At 31.8% G+C, this 4,392-nt stretch carries 7 protein-coding genes; 5 read left to right on the top strand and 2 right to left on the bottom strand.

Annotated features, from left to right (window positions below):
* The 4 genes from BBROOKSOX_RS09145 to BBROOKSOX_RS09130 form a co-directional block, all read left to right on the top strand.
* Positions 1 to 635, top strand: a 635-nt coding sequence (locus tag BBROOKSOX_RS09145) for a DUF4258 domain-containing protein (RefSeq protein WP_139661266.1), incomplete at its 5' end; no start/stop codon positions are given.
* A 10-nt stretch (positions 636 to 645) separates the two neighbouring features.
* Positions 646 to 924 carry a hypothetical protein gene (locus tag BBROOKSOX_RS09140; protein WP_139661263.1) on the top strand — a complete coding sequence of 93 codons (279 nt, stop codon included), beginning with the start codon at positions 646 to 648 and terminating at the stop codon, positions 922 to 924.
* 152 nt (positions 925 to 1,076) lie between these two features.
* A complete protein-coding gene (locus BBROOKSOX_RS09135) occupies positions 1,077 to 1,217 on the top strand; it encodes a hypothetical protein (RefSeq protein ID WP_180323951.1) in 141 nt (46 codons plus the stop codon).
* 150 nt (positions 1,218 to 1,367) lie between these two features.
* Positions 1,368 to 1,946, top strand: coding sequence for a Cap15 family cyclic dinucleotide receptor domain-containing protein (locus tag BBROOKSOX_RS09130; RefSeq protein ID WP_139699419.1), 579 nt, complete (start codon positions 1,368 to 1,370; stop codon positions 1,944 to 1,946).
* Here BBROOKSOX_RS09130 and BBROOKSOX_RS09125 read toward each other — a convergent pair.
* Positions 1,923 to 2,633, bottom strand: a complete 711-nt coding sequence (locus BBROOKSOX_RS09125; RefSeq protein WP_139661258.1) for a hypothetical protein — start codon at positions 2,631 to 2,633, stop codon at positions 1,923 to 1,925. The two genes, BBROOKSOX_RS09130 and BBROOKSOX_RS09125, sit on opposite strands and share 24 nt — an antisense overlap.
* Entirely contained in the window at positions 2,630 to 3,784 is a 1,155-nt protein-coding gene (locus BBROOKSOX_RS09120) for a CBASS cGAMP synthase (protein ID WP_139699418.1), read from the bottom strand. The genes BBROOKSOX_RS09125 and BBROOKSOX_RS09120 overlap by 4 nt, the downstream gene beginning before the upstream one ends.
* Positions 3,785 to 4,033: 249 nt before the next feature.
* On the opposite strand from BBROOKSOX_RS09120, the gene BBROOKSOX_RS09115 reads away from it, so the two are divergent.
* Positions 4,034 to 4,392: hemagglutinin repeat-containing protein (locus tag BBROOKSOX_RS09115; protein WP_139661253.1), on the top strand; the 359-nt coding region annotated here is incomplete at its 3' end.

Genomic DNA, 4,392 nt, shown 5'->3' with positions numbered 1-4,392 from the left:
AAACCAGAGAGGAGGTAGAAAGACTAAAAGAACAAGTGGCTGAATTTAAAGAAGCTTACGGCCAAGACTTTGATGAGCAAATCAAAAACCTTGCTGTGGAATATGAACAAACCACCGACGGCAATACAGAAGCATACTTTACACTACTCACACTCGCCGAAGGTGCAGTGTTGCTTAACGGCGTCAAAGCCCTAGTTGCAAAAGTAGGCGGAACAGAAGCGCTTAAAATCATTGCCAAAGAAACGGCGATGAGTATCAAAGATGCTGGGGCGTTTGTTAATGATTTGGTTCGGGGGAGGGGGTTTGGTAATGTTAGATCATCAATTACAAATCTTAATAGTAAGAAGATTATTGCTAATAGCAATCCAAAAACTCCTGTAGGTCGTAGAGGAGAACGACATAATTTTTATAAATCACCTAAACATAAAGCAAAAATTATTAATGGAACAAAATATAGTGGACATGCTATTGATAGAATGCAAGAAAGAGGTTTGACTCCTTCAGTTATTGAAAATGTTATAAAAAATGGGAAAAAGTTTCCTGCAAGAGATGGTGTTGTAGAGTATAAAGATTTAGTGAATAAAATTAATGTATTCGTAAATCCAAAAACTGGAAAAATTATAACTTTATACTAGGATATTAAAAATGGAAAAGTTTACATTATATGAAAAAATAAAAGCAATATTAAATGAGTGGGATCCGATAGGAGTATATTCTAGAGAAAGTCTAAATGGCTGGCCTGAATGGCCTGATGATGAATATACTTCATATATTGGAGGTTTAATTAATTTAATTGAATTAAATGCAACGGAGGAAGATTTTTTTGATTATCTTTGGGAAGTTGAAACTAAACATATAGGTATGCCTGGAAATAGAGAAAATACTACAACACATGCAAAAAAAATAAAAAATTTAACGAAATGACATACAAATCAACAAGTGCTACACCTGTATGATAAACAAGGAATTGGAAAAAATTTAAACGATCCTGTGAAAGAAAAAAGAAAAAGTGAAAAAATGGGGCGCTACCCTTTTATCGTAAAAATATAACTCTACCCTCTCATTAAAATAACCAAATGCCAAACCCATTTTTAATATCAATTTTAACCTTAATCACAACCCTAGCAACAACCCCAACCATTGCTAATACAAATCTTAATTTCAACGGGCGTTACACGACGCTGACGCTGAAAACTGAGTTTTACGATGGATACTAATACTACATTACCCCAAAACCTCTGACAACTTTTTAAAATTTATTATATTAAACATAAGGAGGCTATTCCCTTATTGATTACCCTAAAATTTCAAAGATTTTAATGAAATATTATGCGAAAATACTAGCATGTAATTACCCAAAGAAGCCAATGCTAAAATTATTTAATTTATGGGATGTACTTAGAATAACCGCTGTAATTGTTGCGGCGTTAGTAGTATTCATCATTATGCCTTTTGAAGATGACAACATGAATATAGTACGCTACACATCTTATTTTTTTTTGCTGTTATTAACTCTAAGTGGGATATGTTGGAAATTTTTTTGGAATAAAGTACCTTTTATTTCTAACTGGTTATTTCCTAATTTAAGTGGAGATTGGGAGTTCACAATAACATGGCAAAGTATTTGTAATGATCCTGAGTCAGGAACAGTAAAGGGTAGTGCAAAAATTAGACACACATTGTTTGATTTAAAAATATCAGTAAATACAGATGGTTCAAAATCAGAAGTAATTGATGCCACTCCCTATAAATCTCCTACAAAAGAAAAGTATCTTAGATACATGTATAAGAATGAACGACAGAATACCAAAAGTCAGACAAACACTAGTCATAATGGGGTTGTACCCCAGTTAAAAATATCTGATGACTTTAATACAATGAAAGGTGATTATTTCACCGATAGAGGCACAAAAGGACAGGTGTCATTTAGAAAAATAGTCAACTAAATTGTTATACCCTTGTATTTGTTTTTTATGAGGTTTACAATTTTTTACTAATTTTTTTTTACCGTAACAAAATGGGCAAATAGCCGAACTTTTTAATTTATTTTCTTCTGTTTTATTGAGGAGTTTATTCCAATTTTCTATATCTGGGTCAATTAGTAGCTTTAATTCTCGCAGTAGTTTGTCGTTAATTTCTTTATGTGAGGTTGTTTCTAATATACAAAATAAGCCGTGATAATGACCTTTCCAAGGCTCAGAACCTTTCAGCTTAACATAAGACATATAATAAAAATAGTGACTTAACAAAGTGTTGATAAAATGAGCTGGGGTTTTCGATGACTGTATTTTTAATATTTGTTCTTTTACGCCCAAACATAATGTGTTATCAGGGTTTACATGCCAATATTCAGGAGGTATATTTTCCTTCCATGATAAAAGTTTACTTGAGGTTTCGTATACAGAGACAGGGTAATTTTGATGGCTTTTATCTTTATGAAAAATTATATCCAAATAAAAACAGTCACTAAGATAGTTTGCTTTTTGGGCATCCTTACAAATAGTTATTTTTCTATTTCCTCCTTTACTCAGGGAAGCAGATAGATAAAAACAACCAGATATTCTATTACCAACTGTATTTAATTTTGGTTGTAATTTTTTTAATTCATCAATATCAAAATTAGAAAATATCAAATCTTCTTTGCTGGCATTACTGGAATATCAGATTCAAAATCATTTAAGTTGGTAATAATTGCAGGTGCTGCCTCTTTTGACGGCTTTACACTCTCACTTGGAAATCTTGAGCCAAAAGACTCAGTAAGAAAGTCACTACTACCAGCACTAACAGACTCATTAAGGTTGATTGATAATTTATTTAGCTGCTTAATAATTTCGTTTCTATTGCTTAATTCAGAGTCCATCCTTTCCTGATTATCTGGACTTAAAATTCCATCACCGTTGACATCTAAATACATTTTAATCATACAGACAATAGAGGATAAATCTAAAGCGGTATTGTCATTTTCTGAATAGCTATATTCAGACATAGCCTGAGATATGCCTGCCATTACCATAATTGAAGAAAATCCAGAGTCTTTTTTCCATTGGCAATCTCTCCAATTTTTTATATATTTGGAATAATGAATAAAATTCCTACCGCGTTTTTGCTTGTTGTCTTCAACCCATTGTTGTATTACTCTTGGGTCAGATTTTAACCATCCGTCATCTGTAGCAAGAAGAATATCATCTAACTTTTCGTAAGCAAAAAATTTATCTATAGAGCCCGTAGACATAATCGAATTAAGACTTGTTTTTGTAATCTTTTTCATTTCCTTTTCAGGGGCTGAGTAAATAGGTAAATCTATATGGCTACTTGTATCAAGAGTTACACGCAGACATTTAGATTTTTTCTCAAGATTCCAATTCATATCTCTACACAAATCATTAACACAGCGATAAACTATATTACGTATAGTTTGCGCAGCTTGACTGAAATTGCCATTGGATGCTTTTTCTATATACTTCAAAGGAAAATATATACCATCATCTAAATCCATTTGCTGCACTGGAGGATTTTCAGGGGTATTGATTGTATTGTAAGCAAAAGACCCTTGGGTCATAAATTTTGGCTTAATGTCACTTCTTTCAAATTCAAAAAAAACATGAGTTAGAATTTTTAAGTCATCAAGAGAAAAATAATTTTCTGTTTTTTCATTAAATGTTTTACGTATCGTTTTACGTATTAATTCTCTAGACTCTAAAAAATTCTTTTTATCTTCGTCTGATAAACTAATTTTTTTTCTAAATTTATTAAAACTTTCGTTAAAATCATAATCTTTATTCATAAATCCTTCATTTTTACAATATTTCATTATCACTATATGTAGTGTGTTTTATATTTTTCAAGTCTATATGTAGTGTTTTTTTCAATAGTAAAAAAATATTCATGATTTTTTACTTTTCAACCTAAATTTAAAATCAACTAACAAAAGTAATTAGAATCAGAGTGTAATTTAACAATAAAATAGTCATTTTTTTGACTCTGCAAATCAGATTGCGTTAATCTTTAAAAAAACCAATCTAAAATAACACCAATGCCCACCCTTAAAAAACCCTTCTCTCTACTTTTAATACTAAGTCACTTAAGCGCTTTTGCATTAGGTGGCGTGGGTAATGTGTATGCAGTTAACCAAGAAGTTAACACCGCAAAATCTCTACAAACTTTTGTTAATGTCGCTACCAACGGAGTTTTAAATATCTCATCAGTACAAGACTCTAAATCTGTACAAATGAAATCCAGCGCTAAGGGCTTATTCTCTAGCAGTGTTAGTGCCACCACCAAAGCCACCACCAACAACATTGCCTCAAATTTAACCGCCAATAACCTCACTATAGAAACCACCAAAGAGGATATTAACATCACAGGCTCTAATATAGACGCACAACAACAACT

This window comes from bacterium endosymbiont of Bathymodiolus sp. 5 South (genome assembly GCF_900128535.1).
In the GTDB taxonomy this organism is placed as follows: Bacteria; Pseudomonadota; Gammaproteobacteria; order PS1; family Pseudothioglobaceae; genus Thiodubiliella.
This window is presented reverse-complemented; position numbering and strand designations above follow the sequence as displayed.

Excerpts from the sequence above, each read along its gene's own strand:
- BBROOKSOX_RS09140 (WP_139661263.1), top strand. The coding sequence starts at position 646 with ATGGAAAAGTTTACATTATATGAAAAAATAAAAGCAATATTAAATGAG.
- BBROOKSOX_RS09135 (WP_180323951.1), top strand. The coding sequence starts at position 1,077 with ATGCCAAACCCATTTTTAATATCAATTTTAACCTTAATCACAACCCTA.
- BBROOKSOX_RS09130 (WP_139699419.1), top strand. The coding sequence starts at position 1,368 with ATGCTAAAATTATTTAATTTATGGGATGTACTTAGAATAACCGCTGTA.
- BBROOKSOX_RS09120 (WP_139699418.1), bottom strand. The coding sequence starts at position 3,784 with ATGAATAAAGATTATGATTTTAACGAAAGTTTTAATAAATTTAGAAAA.